This window comes from Paractinoplanes globisporus DSM 43857, assembly GCF_000379645.1.
Classification (GTDB): domain Bacteria; phylum Actinomycetota; class Actinomycetes; order Mycobacteriales; family Micromonosporaceae; genus Actinoplanes; species Actinoplanes globisporus.
The window spans coordinates 317,708-333,234 of the sequence record NZ_KB903356.1; the positions used below are offsets into that span (position 1 = coordinate 317,708).

Sequence of the window (15,527 nt, forward strand, 5' to 3'; positions counted from 1 at the left end):
CCGCCCGAGCGATCACGCCGGGCCGGGGCGTGGCCCAGGCGACGTGATCGACCGGACGGAGCCTTAGATGTCGTTGACGCAGCGCAGGACGGGGCGGGACATCAGTGCGGCCGGGTCGAGTGGCTGTCCGGAGTGGACGGTGAAGGTCACCGACTCGCCGGGGAGCAGCGTGACGCCGGCGCGGTCGGTCTCGGCCTCGGGGTCGAGGCGGTCGGGGTAGAGCGTCAGCGACCGCAGGATCGTGCCGGCGGTGACGGTGACCTTTGTGGACGGTCCGTCGGCGTCGACCGATGAGGTGAACGACGCGGACGGCCAGGGGATGTCCTTGTCCGGCGCGAAGAAGCGCACGGTGCGGAGCCCGCCGGCGTCGGCGACGATCAGCTCGGCGGCCGGGTCGTCCGGAGTGGACACATCCGGGGGCAGCGGCACGGTCACCGCCGCGCCGGGCTCGACCGGGACGCTCAGGAACGCCGAGGCCAGCATCGCGCCCGCGAGGTTGCGCCGGGTCACGGTGGCCTCGACGATCCACGGCTCGGCCCCGTCGTTGACCGCGACGAGGGCGGGCGCGCCGTCCGCCGTGAAGACCGCGCCGGGCTCGACGGGTGCGGGGCCTCCTGGCGTCAGCGGAGCGCCCGTGCGCGGCTGCAGGGTGAGCAGCCGGTCCGCGTAGGCGTCGCGCATCGCGTACCAGAGCGGCTTCTTGCGGCCGTCGCCGTCGACCGCGGCCCATGACGTCACCGGCCAGCAGTCGTTGAGCTGCCACATGATGCTGCCCATGCAGAGCGGCCGCAGCGAGCGGAAGTGCTCGATGCCGAAGGCGACCGCGCGGGCCTGGTTGAGCTGGGTCAGGTAGTGCCAGTCGTCGAAGTCGCGCGGGGCCGGCAGGTGGTTCGCCAGGCCGAGCGAGAGCTTCTCGTCGCCGCCGCCGGCCTTCTGGTGGTGGGCCATGCCGGGCGAGTCGGGGGCCAGCGGGTCGTCGGAGATCGACCGCCGCAGCGTCGAGTATGTGGGCGGCGCCTGGAAGCCGAACTCGGCCACGAAGCGCGGGCGGTAGGCCGCGTACTTCGTGTAGTCGTCGGTGTTCCACACGTCCCAGATGTGCGTCGTGCCGAAGGCCGGGTCGTTCGGGTGGCGGTCCCGGGTGCCCGAGTACGGGCTGCCGGGCCAGTACGGCCGGGTCGGGTCGAGCTCGGCGACGACCCGGGGCAGGAGCTCGAAGTAGTAGTGGGCGCCCCAGGACCGGCCGGCCAGCCGTTGCTTCCAGTCCCAGTCCTCGTGGCCCCAGATGTTCTCGTTGTTGCCGGTCCACAGGACGAGGCTGGGATGGGAGCTGAGGCGCACCACGTTCTCCCGGGCCTCGGCCTCGATCTCGGAGGCGAACGGCTCCTCCTCGGGGTACGCGGCACAGGCGAACGGGAAGTCCTGGCCGACCAGCAGGCCCATCTCGTCGGCCAGCTCGTAGAAGTCCTCGGACTCGTACCGGCCGCCGCCCCAGACCCGCAGGTAGTTGACGTTCGCATCGACGGCCTGCCGGAAGCGCCGGGCTATCCGGTCGCGGGTGATCCGGTCGGCGAAGACGTCGTCGGGGATCCAGTTGACGCCGCGGACGAAGACCGGGACGTCATTGACAATCAGCGTGTACGCGTCGCCGGCCGTGTCGACCCGCACCGAGCGGAAGCCGATCCGCCGCGACCAGGTGTCGAGTGTCGTGCCGTCCGCCGTCGCCAGCGTGAGGTCGAGGTCGTGCAGCGCCGCCTTGCCGAGGCCGCGCGGCCACCACAGCTCCGGGTCGTCGACGGTGAGGATCAGCAGCGCCTCGATGCCGTCGACGGTGGCCTGGGCGCGGCGGCCGGCGACCGAGGCGGTGATCGTCACCGGTTCCTCGGCCGCCCGCTCGAGTCGTACCCGCACCTCGACCCGGCCCGTCCCGTCCGCCACCGTGACCTGGGGCCGGACCTCGGCGAGCCGGGCCACCGACCAGCCGTGCAGGCCGATGGGCTGCCAGATCCCGGCCGTGACCAGGGTCGGTCCCCAGTCCCAGCCGAAGTTGCAGGCCTGCTTCCGGATGAAGTTGAACGGTTCCCCGTACGCGTTCGGCCTCGCGCCCAGCCGGCGCTGCTGCTCCTCCGCGTACGCATAGGGGCTGTTGAATTTGATCTTCAGTGAGTTGTCGCCCGCGCGCACCAGTGGCTGGACGTCGAAGCGGTAGCCGCGATGCATGTTGGCGGTCTGGCCGACCTGCACGCCGTTCAGCTCGATCGACGCGACCGTGTCGAGGCCCGCGCAGACGAGATCGAGCCGCGGCGTGCCGGGAGCGGCGGCGAAGGTGGTGGAGTACACCCACTCCGTGCGCCCGATCCAGGTCAGCTTCGTCTCGTTCTCGTCCAGGTAGGGGTCCTCGATGCGGCCGGCCGCGAGCAGATCGGTGTGCACGCAGCCCGGAACGCTCGCGGGCAGAGCGGTCACGTCCGCGCCCGAGACGGTCCAGCCCTCATGCAACGGTTGGTACGAGGTCACGACACTCCCATCAGTTCTTGACTGCGCCTTCCATAATTCCCCGGACGATCTGCCTGCCGCCGATCAGCAGCAGAATGATCAAGGGAACGGTAGCCGCGAAGGCGCCGGCCAGCACCCGGCGATAGATCACATAGTTGCCGCTGGCCAGGTCACTGAGGGCGACCATCGAGGTGGGGAAGTCGGTGCCGTTCAGCGTGATCAGCGGCCACTGGAAGTCGTTCCAGGCCATCACGAAGGTCAGCAGGCCCAGAACCGCGAGGGCCGGGCGGATCGCCGGCAGCACGATGCTGAAGTAGACCCGCATGGTCATCGCGCCGTCGATACGCGCCGACTCGACCAGCTCGTCCGGCACGGCGTGGGCGATGAACTGACGCATGTAGAAGACGCCGAACGCGCTGACCAGGCCCGGGGCGATGACCGCGAGCAGGGTGCCGTTCCAGCCGAGCTTGCCCATGAGGATGTACAGGGCCACCACGCCGAGCTGGTTGGGCACGGTGAGGGTCAGGATCACCACGAACATCAGCGCGTTACGGGCCGGGAAGCGCAGCTTGGCGAAGGCGAACCCGGCCAGCGAGCAGAAGAACAGCGTCGCCGCCGTGATGACGGTGGACACGATCACGCTGTTGATCAGGGAGGCCGTGAAGTAGACCTCCTGCATCGTGAAGACCTCGTTGAGGTTCTTGAAGAGCTGGCTGCCCGGAATCACCGACGGCGGGATCTGCGAGACCGCCGCATCGGTGCTCGACGCGATCACGAACATCCAGTACACGGGGAAGGCCGAGACGAGCAGCACCGCGGTCAGTCCGAGGTACGTCTTCCAACTGCCGCGGGTGTCCTGCGGCGCCCGGTTCACGAATGTGGTCACCGGTCCCCTCCGATGCGCTTGGTGAGCTGGGCGTTGATGCCCGCGACGATCAGGATGATCAGGAAGAGCGCCCAGCTCATCGCGGCCGCGTAGCCGAGGTTGAGGTCCTTCCAGCCGACCTTGTAGATCAGCTGGGCGATGGTCTGGAACTGGTGCGCCGATCCGCCGGTCGCGGACTGGGGGTTCTGGTCGAACATCATCGGCTCGTTGAACAGCTGCAGCCCCCCGATGGTCGACAGGATCACGGTGAACACGACGACCGGCTGGATCATCGGGACCGTGATCCGCCACAGCTGCCGCCACGGGCCGGCGCCGTCGACGGCGGCCGCCTCGTACACGTCCTTGGGAATGGTCTGCATGGCGGAGAGGTAGAGCAACGCGTTGTAGCCGATCCACTTCCAGTTGACCATCGTGGCGATCGCGATCCAGCTGCTCCACTTCTCGGCGCGCCAGTCCAGCGGCTGCTCCTGGCCGTAGCCGACGAGCGAGAGGAACCAGTTCGCCATGCCGTTGTCGCGCGCGAAGAAGACCGAGAAGACCAGCGTCGAGGCGACCACCGGCGTGAGGTACGGCAACAGGATGCCGATCCGCCAGAACGACTGCCCCCGCAGCTTGCGGTTGAGCAGGTTCGCGATGATCAGCGCGAGCAGCAGCTGCGGCACGGTCGACAGGACGAAGATGCCGAACGTGTTGTAGAGGGCGTTCCAGAAGTCCGAGTCGGTGAGCAGCTTCGTGAAGTTGGCGAAGCCGGCCCAGCCGTCCTTGTCCGGCTCGTCGAGCTTCCAGGTGCGCAGCGAGACGACGGCGTTGTACACGATCGGGAACAGGCCGAAGATCGCGAACAGGACGAAGAACGGCGCGATGAAGACGTACGGGGTCGCCTTCGTGTCGAACCGGTAGAGCAGGAGCTTCGCCCTGCTCTGCTTGGGCGGCGGCGCCGCGTGCTGCGGCGACGGCCTGAGCTGGGTGAGGGACACTGCCACTCCTAAGCTAAGGGCGGGGCGGCATGCGCCGCCCCGCCACAGGACTTGTCAGATCAGGAGTTGGCGGCCTTCTCGGCCTCCTTGACCGCGACCGCCCACGCGTCGGCCGACTTGAGCTTGCCCTCCTGCACCTGGGTGATCACGTTCTCCACCGCGACGCGGGTCGGGCCGGCCTTCTTGCCGAGGTACTGCGGCTTCAGGTTCTCGGCGGTGGCCGCGAAGATCTGGCCGGTCGGGGCGTTGCTCATGAACTCCTTCTTGTAGTCGAGCACCGCCGGGTCCTTGTAGAGCGCGGGCTGCGAGGGCAGGTTGCCGACGGTCTTGAAGACCTCGATCTGCTGCTCGGGAGCGACCATCCACTTCACGAAGTCGGCCGCGGCGTCGATGTTCTTGCCCTGGGCCGGAATGGTCCACCACGAGCCGCCCCAGTTGCCGCCGCCGCCGGGGATCGACGCGATGTCCCACTTACCGGCCTGGTCGGGCGCGGTGTCCTGGATGTGGCCGAGCATCCAGGCCGGGCAGGCCAGGACGGCGAACTGGTCCTTCTTGAAGCCCTGGTCCCAGTTGGGCTGGAAGCTGGCCAGGTTGGCCGAGATGCCGGCGTCGAGGGCCTTCATGCTGACGTCGAACGCGACCTTGGGGCCGCCGTCCATCTGCAGCTTCTCGCCGGTGTCGAAGAAGCCGACCGGCTGCTGGGCGAGCACCGGGTTGAACATGTTGGTGCCGGAGTCGACGAACTTCTTGTGGGTCTTGGCGGTGTACTGCTTGCCGACGTTGATGAAGTCGTCCCAGTTGTTCCAGAGCTTGCTGACCGCGTCCCGGTCGGTGGGCAGGCCGGCCGCCTTGAACAGGTCGGAGCGGTAGCACATGGCCAGGCCGCCGACGTCGGTGCCGAGACCGATCTGCTTGCCGTCGGTCGACATGGACTCCTGCCACTTCCAGGGCAGGTACTTCGACTCGTACTCGGCGCCGCCCTTGTCCATGAAGTTGACGAACTTGTCCGCCTGGCTGCGGAACTGGACGATGAAGCCCTCGTCGATGGCCGAGATGTCCGGGGCGCCGGTGCCGGCGACGATCTTCTTCTGCAGGTCCTCGTGCTGGGCGTTGTACTCGCCCGAGTTCAGCACGATCTTGATGTTGGGGTGGGCCGCCTCGTACTGGGCCTTGAGCTTGTCGAGGCCCATGTCGCCCCAGAACGCGACCTTGAGCGTGATGGTGCCCTGGGCCTTGTCGCCGTCGCCCTCGAGGCTCTGACCGCTGCAGCCCGTGAGGGCCAGGGTTGCCGCGACGCCGGCCGCCGCCGTCGCTTTGCCAAGACGTTTCATTGCGCCTCCACAGAGGAGAGAATTTACTGAACCGGGTAAGTTGTGGTGACGCTAAGCCGTGCCTCGATGACTGTCAATAGCGTGTTACCGCGTTGATTTCCCATCGTTGTCAGTGACAGTTAAGTGGGACGAAACGGACTTCTACCTCTTTCGCGGTTTACAAACGGCGTGTGTCCGGCGACACTTAACCGCTCAAGCCCTGCCGCCGACGCTTGGCCATCTCGCCATGGGGTGGCGTGAGAGCGCTCTACCGAAACGCGTGCCGGTAAGCTTCAGCCGGAAACTAGAGGGAGACCGAGTGAAGCGGCCCACGATCGCCGACATCGCGCGGCGGGCGGGCGTGTCCAAGGGCGCCGTCTCGTACGCGCTCAATGGACAGCCCGGTGTCTCCGAGGCGACGCGCCAACGCATCGTTGCGATCGCGCAGGAGATCGGGTTCAACCCGAACAGTGCTGCCCGGGCGCTGTCCGGCGCGTCCGCGCGCGCCGTCGGCCTCACCCTGTGCCGGCCGGCCCGGATCCTCGGCATCGAGCCCTGGTTCATGGGGCTCATCAGCGGCTTCGAGGCCGAGCTCTCCGCCCGGTCGTACGCGCTGACGTTGCAGGTCGTGGCCACGCCGGAGCTCGAGGTCGAGGTCTATCGGCGCTGGTGGGGCGAGCGGCGCATCGACGGCGTGATCGTCACCGACCTCCGCGAGAACGACATTCGCATCCCCGTCCTGCAGCAGCTCCAGCTGCCGGCCGTGGTGATCGGTGGCCCAGGCGAGACCGGCAAGATCGCGCAGATCTGGTCGGACGACGCCGGCGCGATCACCGAGGCGGTGCGCTACCTGGTCGCGCTCGGCCACCGGCGGATAGCCCGGGTCAGCGGTCTGCCCGGGCTGCTGCACACGCAGGCCCGCACCAAGGCGTTCAACGACACGTGCTCGTCGCTCGGCCTCGAGGCGGTCACCGTGCCGTCCGACTACACCGGCGAGGAGGGCAGCCGCGCCACCCGCCGGCTGCTGATCGACACCGACCGGCCCACCGCGATCATCTACGACAACGACGTGATGGCCGTGGCCGGGCTCGCGGTGGCACAGGAGATGGGCCTGGCCGTCCCCGGCGATCTGTCCATCGTGGCCTGGGACGACTCTCCCTTGTGCAGCCTCGTGCACCCGCCGCTGACCGCCCTGACCCGCGACATCGCGGAGTACGGCGCCCACGCGGCCCGCGAGCTGCTGGCATCCATCGACGGCAAGGAAGTCGGCAACGTCGAGGCCGGCACCGCCCACCTCACGCCCCGGGGAAGCACCGCTCCACCCCGCTAGGCATTTTCCGAACCCGAGGTGTCGGACCGATATCCTCCGCGCGGGAGCCAGCCAGATCCGGCGGGTGATATGCGCCTAATGCCGGGGAGCTCGGGCCGCAGCGGGCTCGCATATCGGGATGTTTGGGGCGGGATCCGTTTCCGGGCGGGTGGTGTGTCCGAACTGCGAGAGGGCGTGATCACGATGCGGGAGGGGGTTGATTGGCGGCGAATGCCGCCCAGAGAAACCCGGGTGTGATCTCCTCGCGTCGGCAGCCCAGCCAAATCGCAAGAGTGGGTGGGACGCAAACACACCCCGTTTGCGTCCCACCCACTCTTGCGATCCCCTACGGCAGCCGCCGCGAGGAGATCACCCCACCCACCGCAAGAAACACGCGGAGGCATCTCCGAGCCGAGGCCGGGGTGCGGGGCGGAGCCCTGCGGTCTTAAAGCCTAGGCGTGGTGGCTTTCCAGATAGGCCTCGATGCGCTCGGCGGGCCCAGGACGGCCCAGTGCGAAGCCCTGCCCAAACAGGCAGCCCGCCTTGGCCGCCCGCTGGATCTGCTCCTCGGTCTCGAGCCCCTTCGCCACGATCTCCAGGCCCAGCCGACGACCCAGGCTCACCACCACGTCGATCACCGCCGGCCCGTTGCCGAAGGTCGCCTCGGACGGCGAGTTGACCAGCGACGCGTCCAGCTTGAGCATGTCGACCGGGAGCCGGCGCAGGTGCGACAGCGACGCCTGGCCGGCCCCGAAGTCGTCGAGCGCGGCCCGCACGCCCAGCTTGCGCAGGCCGGCCAGCGAAGCCACGATCGTGGGCACGTCCTCGGCGATCCAGTCCTCGGCGACCTCGACGACCAGCCGCTCGGGTGGCAGGTGATATCGGTTCAGGATCGCTGCGACGCGGTCGGGGAAACGGGCGGTGAGCAGCTCGCGGGGCGACACGTTGATCGACAGCCAGAACGAGTTGTCCCCCGTGGTCCAGGCCATCAGGTGCTTGCAGGCGGCGTCGAGCACCCACTCGTCGAGCTCGGCCGCGATGCCCACGGCCCGGGCGATCGGCAGCAGCTCGGCCGGCAGAATCGTGCCCAGCTCGGGATGCCGCCAGCGCAGCAGCGCCTCGACGCCGACCGGCAGATGGTCGCGCAGGTCGACCACCGGCTGGAAGACCAGGTCGAGCTCGCCGCGCTCGGCCGCGCCGAGCACCTGCTGCTCCAGTTCCATCCGGCGGTTGAGCTTCATCTCGACGTCAGGGTCGTACCACTCGACGCGGTCGAGGCCGATCTGCCGGGCGCGCTTGCGGGCCAGGTCGGCGTGGCGCAGCACCTCGTCGGAGTCGGCGCCGCCGGCCAGCTCGGCCAGGCCGATGCTGGTGTGCAGCTCGACCACCGTGCCGGGCAGCTCGAGCGGCTCGGCCAGGACCGTGGCGATGCGCGTGGCCATCGCGTACGCCAGCACGGCGCCGTCGCCGGTGAGCACGGCGAACTCGTCACCGCCGAGCCGGGCCGGCACGTCGTCGTCGGCGAGCAGCGTCTTGATCCGGCGGCCGACCTCGATCAGCACGGCGTCGCCCGTCGCCCGGCCGCGGCTGTCGTTGATCTCGGCGAGGCCGTGCAGGTCGATCACGAGCAGCGTGCCCTGACGGCCGGCGCGGCGGCGGTAGGCCAGTAGGTCGCGCATCAGCGCCCGCCGGTTCGCCAGGCCGGTGAGCTGGTCGGTGTACGACAGCTTGTGCAGCGCACGCTCCAGATGGCGGCGCTCGCCGATGTCGCGCACATGCACCACCAGCGCCGCCACCTCGGGCACCGCGCGCTGGTCGGAGATCGTCGACTCGGTGTCGCGCCACAGCTCGGCGCCGTCCCGCAGCCGGGCGTTGACCAGCGCGGGCGGCCCGTCGGCGTGCTCGCCCGCCAGCACCGAGTCGATCGCGGCCTGGGCGCCGGCCGCGTCGTCGGGGTGGATCAGCTCGCGGAACTCGCGGCCGACCACCTCGTCGTCGGAGAGGCCGAACAGCCGGGACGCGGCCGGCGACTGCCACTTGATGCGCAGCCGCTCGTCGAGAACCAGCGTGAGGTCGGTGGCGCCGGCCACCAGCGAGCGGAAATGCGCCTCGGCGGTCTGCAGCTGCCCGGCGTACTTCCGGATGTCGCGCACCACCAGCAGCTCGCGCATCACCAGCACGGCGACCATGCCGATGCCGAGGACGATGCCGACGGTGTCGAACTCGCGCACCGTGATCAGGTGCCAGAGAGCGGCGATCACACCGACCGCGGCCGGCGCGGCCAGCAGCGGGTAACTCGCGAGGACCTGATCGGGGCTGCGCGGCTCGAGCGGGGGCGGCGCCAGGTCGCGGCGGCTGCCGCCGTCGGCCGAGGCGGCGAGCCCGGCCACGACCGGCAGGCCCAGGAGCGGCAGCAGCGCGCCGCCGGTGCCGAGCACGACCATCGTGGTGAGCACGCCGAGGCTCACCATGACCGCGACCGCTCCGGCGCCGCAGCGCACCGAGGGGCCGCCGTGCGGCCGGCTGCGCAGCACCGCGATCACGGTGATCGAGATGCCGACCGCGCCGAGCAGGGTGACCGGCAGGGTCGCGACGTGCGCGTCCTTCACCGGGGGGATCAGGTAGCCCGCGAAACCGAGGCTGACGCCCAGGCCGGCGCCGTCGAAGGCGCGCCTCGTGCGGACCACCCAGCTCGTCGCCGAGCCGGGGAGGAACAGCGCGCCGACGCAGTACAGGGCGGCGGCCACCGCGTACCCGATGGTCGCCCAGACACCCGCGTGCGGCGGCCCCCAGAGCGGAACCACCGCGGTGAGGCCGGTGGCCAGCGCGGCCAGGCCGATGAAGCCGGCGCCCCGGCAGGCGACGAACGTGCCGTCGGCATGGTGGATCTCGAGAGCGGCCCGGACCAGGTGGCTGCAGGCCCAGAGGCCGGCGCCGCCCAGCCCGATGGCCAGCGCGACCGCGGGCGGCGTGAGGCCCGCGACCCCGGCCAGCAGGACGAGCGCGGCGACCACGGGCACAGCGAGGAACGTCACCCGGTCGGTGGGCCGGGAGTGCACGGGGGGTTGCACTGCCACGTCGACGGTTCCTCTGCGGTGCCGGTCGGACAAGGGGTTGCGGCTGTCAGGGATCAACGAACGTCCCTCGAACAGGTTACGGCCGGGTAGTGATTCCGCGCATCCACAGATCGTCGCCTGTGGACAACTGCCGCCCCGTCCGGCCCCGAAACCGCGGATGGGACAATGTGAAGGTGAGAAGAAAGCCCCTGCTCCGCGTCCGCAAGACCGGCGCGCTCCTGGTCGCCGCCGTGATCGCGTTCGTCGGCACGGTCCCGCTTGCCGGGGCCAAGTGGGAGCTGACTCCCGTCCTGCTCATCCCGATCGCCATCTTCGTCTGGGCGTGGCGGGCCGGCACCGACGTCTACCCCGACGAGCTGCGGGTCCGGGCGCTGGCCGGCAGCACCCGGGTGCCGTGGTCGCGGATCACCGAGCTCGCCCCCGACGAGCGCGGCCGGATCTCGGCGCTGCTCGAGAACGGCAACGTGATCCGTCTGACCGGTGTGACCCGGGGCAATCTTCCCCGCGTGCTGGCCGCCGGCCAGCAAGAGATCAGCCACCCCGACTGATCGCCAGGGGCTTTCCAGGCAGCGCCGCTACCCTGGGTGCGTCGACGTCGAGGAGGTCGCGTGATCCTGCGTTCCCGCCGGGCCGTAACGGGGCTTGTGTCGCTCGGCGCCGTGCTGGCGCTGTCCGCGGCGTGCAGCTTCGGCCCGCCCGACCCCGACGCCCAGGGCACCCCGCCCAACCTGCCGAAACCCTCGGCGGCGGAATCGGCGAGCGGAGCGCCCGAGGGCGACCAGGAGGTCGCCGTCACCGTGCTGGCCAAAAAGCTGGAGATCCCGTGGGGCATGGCGTTCCTGCCCGACGGCTCCGCGCTGGTCACCGAGCGGGACTCCGGGCGCATCCTGCAGGTCGGCCCCGAGTCCGACGCGAACGGGCTGACCGTCACCGAGGTGCAGCGGCTCACCGAGGTGCAGGCCTCCGGCGACGGCGGTCTGCTCGGCATCGCCGTCTCCCCGAAATACTCGGCCGACAAGACGATCTACGTCTACTACTCGACGGCCAGGGACAACCGGATCGGCAAGCTGGTGCTGAAGGGGAAACTGCAGCCGATCGTGACCGGCATCCCCCGCTCGACCGACGACAACGGCGGTGCGCTGGCCTTCGGCCCCGACGGCTACCTCTACGCCGGCACCGGCGACGCCACCCCCACCGGTACGCAGGCACAAAACCCGAAGAGCCTGGCCGGCAAGATCCTGCGGATGACCACGGCCGGCAAACCGGCCCCCGGCAACCCGTCCAAAGGCTCACTGGTCTGGTCGCTCGGCCACCGCAATGTGCAGGGCATCGCCTGGGACAAGACCAAGCGGATGTACGCGAGCGACAGCGGCCAGCCGAAGAACGGCGAGCTGAACGTGATCGTCAAGGGTAAGAACTACGGCTGGGCCAAGGCCGACGGCGCCTCCACCAACCCGGCCCTGACCAGCCCGTTGTACAGCTGGCCGATCAACGACTCGTACTGCTCGGGCGTGGCGGTGGTCGAGCAGACCGTGGCCACCGCGTGCCTGCTCGGCAAGCGCGTCTGGCTGCTCAACGTGACCGGCAACGGCACCGTGCTCGGCACCCCGCAGGCGCTGCTGACCGGTGAGTACGGCCGGCTGCGCGGGCTGGTCGCCGCCCCCGACGGCTCGCTGTGGGCCAGCACGTCGAACCAGGAGGACGCGGGCGACCCCGCCCCCGACGACGACCGGATCATCCGGCTTGTTTTCTCCGACGGCGGGGCGGGAATCACCTGATCTCGTCATGACCTCGCCCAACTGGTTCCGCCATATGTCCACCGCACGCCGCCAGGTGCGCAACGCCGCGGCGTGGACCGGTCGCGCCTATCGCAACCGCTGGACCCGCCGCGTCCGTATCGCGGCCGCGGTCGGCCTGATCAGCATCGGCGGCGTCGTGATCGGCACGATGCTGTTCGCCCACGCCGACATCGCGGTGGGCCCGTTCCGGGCCGAGATGTCGATCAGCCCGTCCGTGCAGGGCGGCACCGAGGTCGACATCCCGCCGCTCGGCTCGCTGCACCTGGACAGCCACGACGGCCCGATCCACCTCAAGGTCAACCTCGGGTCGCTCGACCAGAGCCGCACCGAGGCCCTCATCGACGACCCGGCCGCGATCAGCTCGGCCGGGGAGAACGCGGTCGACGACGTACGCACCGGTGTCATGCGGCTCGGCGTCCGCACGCTCGGTATCGCGGTGCTCAGCGCCCTGATCCTGTCCGCACTGATCTTCCGCAACATCCGCCGGATCGCCGCGGCCGGGGTGACCGCGCTGGTGGTGACGCTGGGCAGCCTGGGCCTGGCGGCGGCCACCCTGCGCCCGGGCTCGATCGCCGAGCCGCGGTACGAGGGCCTGCTGGTCAACGCGCCGGCCGTGGTCGGTGACGCGCGGCGCATCGCCGACAACTACGGCAAATACGCCGACCAGCTCCAGCAGATCGTCAGCAACGTGAGCCGCCTCTACACGACGGTGTCGTCGCTGCCGGTGTACGAGCCGGCCGGCAACACGACCCGCATCCTGCACGTCTCCGACCTGCACCTGAACCCGTCGTCCTGGGGCCTGATCCGCACGGTGGTGCAGACCTTCGACATCGACGCGGTGGTCGACACCGGCGACATGGTCGACTGGGGGTCGGCGGCCGAGACCAACTACGTCAGCTCGATCCCATCGGTCGGCGTCCCGTACATCTATGTCCGCGGCAACCACGACTCGGGGATCATCCAGTCCGCCGTGGGCCGCCAGAAGAACGCGATCGTGCTGGACGACAAGATCACGACGATCGACGGGCTCACCATCGCCGGCATCGGCGACCCGGAGTTCACCCCCGACAAGACCACGGCGCCGGAACCCGCGAACGCGGACGACCCGGCCGCGAGCCCGCTGCTGGCGGCCGGCAACCAGCTGGCTCAGACGATCGAGGCGAGCGGCAAGCCGGTCGACATCGCGATGGTGCACGACCCGGCGATGGCCCCGCCGCTGTCCGGGGTGGTGCCGCTGGTGCTCGCCGGTCACCTGCACCATCGCGAGGTGAGCCTGCTGCCGGCGCCGACGCCCGGCCCGGCCGCCTCCGACGCGTCGGCCTCACCGACCCCGACTCCGGCGATCTCGGCCGACGGCATCCGGACGCCGGTGCCGACCCGCCTGATGGTCGAGGGGTCGACCGGCGGCGCCGGGCTGCGCGGCCTGGAGAAGGAGGAACCGACCCCGCTCACCCTGTCGGTTCTCTACTTCGACGAGAAACACCAGCTCAAGGCGTACGACGACATCCAGCTCGGCGGCACCGGCCAGTCCAACGTGGAGATGCAGCGAAACGTGATCGGCGCCGACGACGCGCAGACGACCCCGACCAGCGCACCGCCCAGCTGACGGCTTAACCTTGCCCCGCTCCAGCAGGTCGAGCGGGGGACGCTCGATCTCGACCGGCCGGTCGTCGACCACCTGCCGTCGTTCGCGCTCACCACGCCCGGGGCGGCGTCGAAGATCCTGGTCCGGCACCTGCTCTCGCACGACAGCGGGATCGACGCCGACCTGTTCTTCCCGGACGCCTGCGGGCCGGGCGCGCTCGCGGCCTACCTGGACGGGCTCGGGCGCCAGTGCGGGACGCTGTTCGAGCCGGGCGAGCACGTCAGCGGGCATGACGGACTCGTCGGTTTCCGCCCAGGAGGCAATTCTGCGGAGCACGGCGATCGGACATTTCCCGTCGTACGACACCGGGACCGCCTGGACTGGCCTGGCCGAGCTCACGAAGAGAGCCGGCCCCGCGCCGGGAACCGAACTCGCGCAGTGAGCCAGCGTCACGCCCGGCCGGGCGGCACGCCGAGGCGGGCTCACGCCGAGAGGCGGGCCAGGATGAGGTCGCGGACGGCCTTGGCGTCGGCCTGGCCGCGCGTGGTCTTCATGACGGCGCCGACCAGCGCGCCCGCGGCCGCCACCTTGCCGTCGCGGATCTTTGCGGCGATGTCGGGGTTGGCCGCGATGGCCTCGTCGACCGCCGCCGTGAGGGCGCCCTCGTCGTTGACCACCTCGAGGCCACGGGCCGCCATGACGGCCGCCGGGTTGCCCTCGCCGGCCACCACGCCCTCGAGCACGGCGCGGGCCAGCTTGTCGTTGAGCTTGCCGCTGTCGACCAGTTTCTGCAGCTCGGCCACCTGCACGGGGGTCGCGCCCACCGCGGACAGCTCGATGCCGGTCTCGTTGGCACGGCGGGCCAGCTCGCCCATCCACCATTTGCGCGCGCCCGCGGGGGAAGCGCCGGCCGCGATCGTCTCCTCGATCAGCTCGACGGCGCCCGCGTTGGCCACCGACTGCATGTCGAGCTCGCTGATGCCCCAGTCCTCACGCAGGCGGGCCCGCTTGGCACTCGGCTTTTCCGGCAGGGCCGCCTTGAGCTCGGCCACCCACGCCGGGTCGGGCGCGATCGGCACGAGGTCGGGCTCGGGGAAGTAGCGGTAGTCGGTCGCCTCTTCCTTGGACCGGCCGGGGCTGGTCTCGCCGCGGTCCTCGTGGAAATGGCGGGTCTCCTGGATGATGCGGCCGCCGCCGTCGAGCACCGCTGCCTGCCGGATGATCTCGGAGCGGACGGCGCGCTCGACCGAGCGCAGCGAGTTGACGTTTTTCGTCTCGGTGCGGGTGCCCCACTCAGCGCCGGGCTTGTTGAGCGAGGTGTTGACGTCACAGCGCAGCGAGCCCTGCTCCATGCGCACGTCGGAGACGCCGAGCGAGCGGATGATGTCGCGCAGCTCGGTCACGTAGGCCCGGGCGACCTCGGGCGCGAGCTCGCCGAGGCCCGGCACCGGCTTGGTCACGATCTCGACGAGCGGGATGCCGGCCCGGTTGTAGTCGACCAGAGACTCGGTCGCGCCCTGGATGCGGCCGGTCGCGCCGCCCACGTGCAGCGTCTTGCCGGTGTCTTCCTCGAGGTGCACCCGCTCGATGCCGATCCGGTACGTCTTTCCGCCGGTCTCCACATCGACGTAGCCGTCGACGCAGAGCGGCTCGTCGTACTGCGAGGTCTGGAAGTTTTTCGGCATGTCGGGGTAGAAGTAGTTCTTCCGCGCCATGCGGCACCACGTGGCGATCTCGCAGTTCAGCGCGAGGCCGATGCGGATCGTGGCCTCGATGCCGGCCCGGTTGGCCACCGGGAGCGCGCCGGGCAGGCCGAGACAGACCGGGCAGACCTGGGTGTTGGGCTCGGCACCGAACTCGGTGCGGCAGCCACAGAACATCTTGGTCTGCGTGCCCAGCTCGACGTGCGTCTCCAGGCCGATGACCGGCTCGTAGCGTGCGACGGCGTCCTCGTACGTCGGCAGGGCGATGGTGGTCATGCGGTGAGCTCCCAGACTTCCGATCCGGTGACTTTCGTTCTTAAGCCTAGTGGCCGCCACCGACAGTTTTTCGGCGACCTCCGGCTGCCCCCACGGAGGGTGATCAAGA

The 15,527-nt window shown here is 70.0% G+C and carries 10 protein-coding genes and 1 pseudogene; 5 read left to right on the top strand and 6 right to left on the bottom strand.

Annotation, left to right across the window (positions count from 1 at the left end; all coding sequences use genetic code 11):
- Positions 1-63: 63 nt before the first annotated feature.
- Genes A3CQ_RS0147735 through A3CQ_RS0147750 form a run of 4 tightly spaced genes read right to left on the bottom strand, consistent with a single transcriptional unit; the run spans position 64 to position 5,690 of the window.
- Positions 64-2,517, bottom strand: coding sequence for a glycoside hydrolase family 2 protein (locus A3CQ_RS0147735; RefSeq protein ID WP_020518079.1), 2,454 nt, complete (start codon positions 2,515-2,517; stop codon positions 64-66).
- Between the two features lie 10 nt (positions 2,518-2,527).
- Positions 2,528-3,382 carry a carbohydrate ABC transporter permease gene (locus A3CQ_RS0147740; RefSeq protein WP_020518080.1) on the bottom strand — a complete coding sequence of 285 codons (855 nt, stop codon included), beginning with the start codon at positions 3,380-3,382 and terminating at the stop codon, positions 2,528-2,530.
- Positions 3,379-4,359 (bottom strand): carbohydrate ABC transporter permease, encoded by a 981-nt coding sequence (locus tag A3CQ_RS0147745; RefSeq protein WP_020518081.1) that lies wholly within the window; start codon positions 4,357-4,359, stop codon positions 3,379-3,381. The genes A3CQ_RS0147740 and A3CQ_RS0147745 overlap by 4 nt, the downstream gene beginning before the upstream one ends.
- A 59-nt stretch (positions 4,360-4,418) precedes the next feature.
- Complete coding sequence (locus A3CQ_RS0147750) at positions 4,419-5,690, bottom strand: ABC transporter substrate-binding protein (RefSeq protein ID WP_020518082.1); 1,272 nt, start codon at positions 5,688-5,690, stop codon at positions 4,419-4,421.
- A 298-nt stretch (positions 5,691-5,988) separates the two neighbouring features.
- Here A3CQ_RS0147750 and A3CQ_RS0147755 point away from each other — a divergent pair, with 298 nt between their 5' ends.
- Positions 5,989-6,999 (top strand): LacI family DNA-binding transcriptional regulator, encoded by a 1,011-nt coding sequence (locus tag A3CQ_RS0147755; RefSeq protein WP_020518083.1) that lies wholly within the window; start codon positions 5,989-5,991, stop codon positions 6,997-6,999.
- Between the two features lie 431 nt (positions 7,000-7,430).
- Here the strand turns inward: A3CQ_RS0147755 and A3CQ_RS0147760 are convergent, their stop codons facing one another.
- The gene (locus A3CQ_RS0147760) at positions 7,431-10,055 is read right to left on the bottom strand and encodes a putative bifunctional diguanylate cyclase/phosphodiesterase (protein WP_026207018.1); all 2,625 of its coding nucleotides are present in this window, start codon (positions 10,053-10,055) and stop codon (positions 7,431-7,433) included.
- A gap of 167 nt (positions 10,056-10,222) precedes the next feature.
- On the opposite strand from A3CQ_RS0147760, the gene A3CQ_RS0147765 reads away from it, so the two are divergent.
- The 4 genes and pseudogenes from A3CQ_RS0147765 to A3CQ_RS64310 form a co-directional block, all read left to right on the top strand.
- Positions 10,223-10,603, top strand: a complete 381-nt coding sequence (locus tag A3CQ_RS0147765; protein ID WP_020518085.1) for a PH domain-containing protein — start codon at positions 10,223-10,225, stop codon at positions 10,601-10,603.
- A 60-nt stretch (positions 10,604-10,663) separates the two neighbouring features.
- The gene (locus A3CQ_RS0147770; protein WP_051115554.1) at positions 10,664-11,833 is read left to right on the top strand and encodes a PQQ-dependent sugar dehydrogenase; all 1,170 of its coding nucleotides are present in this window, start codon (positions 10,664-10,666) and stop codon (positions 11,831-11,833) included.
- A 7-nt stretch (positions 11,834-11,840) separates the two neighbouring features.
- On the top strand, positions 11,841-13,460 hold the full coding sequence (locus A3CQ_RS0147775; RefSeq protein WP_157297178.1) for a metallophosphoesterase family protein: 1,620 nt from the start codon (positions 11,841-11,843) through the stop codon (positions 13,458-13,460).
- A gap of 24 nt (positions 13,461-13,484) precedes the next feature.
- Positions 13,485-13,706 (top strand): annotated as a pseudogene (locus A3CQ_RS64310) (serine hydrolase); the annotation flags it as partial.
- Between the two features lie 215 nt (positions 13,707-13,921).
- Here A3CQ_RS64310 and gatB read toward each other — a convergent pair.
- Positions 13,922-15,418 carry an Asp-tRNA(Asn)/Glu-tRNA(Gln) amidotransferase subunit GatB gene (gene gatB, locus A3CQ_RS0147785; protein WP_020518089.1) on the bottom strand — a complete coding sequence of 499 codons (1,497 nt, stop codon included), beginning with the start codon at positions 15,416-15,418 and terminating at the stop codon, positions 13,922-13,924.
- Positions 15,419-15,527: the final 109 nt, after the last annotated feature.

Bases quoted from the DNA above. Each gene is read 5' to 3' on its own strand.
- A3CQ_RS0147750 (WP_020518082.1), bottom strand. From the start codon at position 5,690: ATGAAACGTCTTGGCAAAGCGACGGCGGCGGCCGGCGTCGCGGCAACC.
- A3CQ_RS0147775 (WP_157297178.1), top strand. From the start codon at position 11,841: ATGACCTCGCCCAACTGGTTCCGCCATATGTCCACCGCACGCCGCCAG.
- gatB (WP_020518089.1), bottom strand. From the start codon at position 15,418: ATGACCACCATCGCCCTGCCGACGTACGAGGACGCCGTCGCACGCTAC.